This window comes from Reinekea sp. G2M2-21 (assembly GCF_015687175.1).
Taxonomy (GTDB): domain Bacteria; phylum Pseudomonadota; class Gammaproteobacteria; order Pseudomonadales; family Natronospirillaceae; genus Reinekea.
Map to the genome: position 1 here is coordinate 1 of NZ_JADPQG010000030.1, position 1470 is coordinate 1470.

Consider the following 1470-nt stretch of genomic DNA (forward strand, 5'->3'; position numbering starts at 1 on the left):
TAAAGGAAAAATTGATGGCTTCAATTCTTCAACAACAAGAGAACGAAATCTTTCCAGGACGGTACCAGTCAAAGAAAGATCCCCGTAGCGTTGTACGTGTCACACAAGTTAAGAATGGTTTGGTTTGTGTTCGTGGAATTGAAGGACCTGTATCGCAAGCTTTAATGGGTGGAATGTCCTTTATGACAGACTACAAAAAAATCTAAGGGGACAAATGTCATGGCAACCATAAGTAGCTTTTCGATTGGATCAACTTTAGTAAAAGGTAAGTTCACAGCTATAATTATCAAATTTGTTTTTGACGATAAAAGTACGTTGCTCTGTTCTTTTGGTAGAGATCAGATTGTAAGGTTATTGCAGGCACTTACGGAATACATTCAGTATCTTACGGTACGTAAGGTTTCGTACGATGCCGATGCACATAAGTTAATTCTAAAGAGCAATGAACCCGGATTAACTCAAGATGATGTAGAGCAACCTCCGGTTTCAAGTGTGGTTACAGGTGTGTCTGGCGTAGTGAAAAGATCCCATGACATAGAGTTAGCATTTAGGTTTCAGAGTTCTGGTGACGAGAAAATATTGGTATTAGTGCCGGTTTTATCAGAATGGTTGCTGGGATATATTTCGAACACCCTAAATGAGTTCGACGAGGATGGTAATCTCATAGTGCCACATGGTAGCGGCCACTAGTAATTAGTGTAGGAAAAACGATGCAGATAACTAATAACTATGTAAGGTCTTTTTTCGTAGGGGTTCTTGTTGCCGCAATCCCAGTTATTGCTCTCTTCGTTATTTCAACTGCATGGAACATAGCAGTAATTTTTGGTGGTAGCGGTTCCTTGATTGAATGGGGAGCCCTACAATCAGAGTTGTTCATTTCCTCAATTGTGTTCTTTTCAGCGCTCGGGTTTGGTACATGGGCTTCTTTAAGCCTCATTGAGTGGAAATAAGAGGGAAATGTCGTGAAGCACATTGCATTAGTTATCATCGTTGCCGTATTTTTTGTTGTGGTCGGTGTGTTTGTAATATTTTGGCTAGAAGAGCCAAATAACTACTTGGCGATGATGGTAGTTGCTCCATTGTCGTGGTTGGCCATCAAATGGCTACCAACACCAAAGTCCTAAAGGAAAAATCGCATGGCTCTAAATGAATATGTAATAGCTTCTGATAAATTCGAAGTTGACTATAAAGTAATTCGGAACGGATTTGGCTTCCCGTGCAATGTCTGTTCACATCAAGGCTAAGGTCAGCATTCAGAGCCTTGTGATAGTTGCGGTCACAACTCGAATACAAGAAATATTGACACTGGATAACTTAAGGAGAAATCGTGAGTGTGATTTTAAAAAAAAGTCTAGCTGCAATTAAGAAGAGTCCGCCGCATACGCTGGGCGTATTAGCTAAGACGATAAACGAAGATCCTTTTGATGTTAGGCCGGTAATAGATAAAGCATTGAGTGAAGGACTTATTAA

At 40.2% G+C, this 1470-nt stretch carries 4 protein-coding genes; all 4 read left to right on the top strand.

Annotation, left to right across the window (positions count from 1 at the left end):
- The coding region (locus IYN85_RS25550; protein WP_230390985.1) for a hypothetical protein at positions 1-206 on the top strand (206 nt) is incomplete at its 5' end.
- 13 nt (positions 207-219) lie between these two features.
- Positions 220-690, top strand: a complete 471-nt coding sequence (locus tag IYN85_RS25555; RefSeq protein WP_196161814.1) for a hypothetical protein — start codon at positions 220-222, stop codon at positions 688-690.
- Between the two features lie 20 nt (positions 691-710).
- On the top strand, positions 711-950 hold the full coding sequence (locus IYN85_RS25560) for a hypothetical protein (RefSeq protein WP_196161815.1): 240 nt from the start codon (positions 711-713) through the stop codon (positions 948-950).
- Between the two features lie 12 nt (positions 951-962).
- Positions 963-1124: a hypothetical protein gene (locus IYN85_RS25565; RefSeq protein ID WP_196161816.1), complete on the top strand. Its 162-nt coding sequence runs from the start codon at positions 963-965 to the stop codon at positions 1122-1124.
- Positions 1125-1470: the final 346 nt, after the last annotated feature.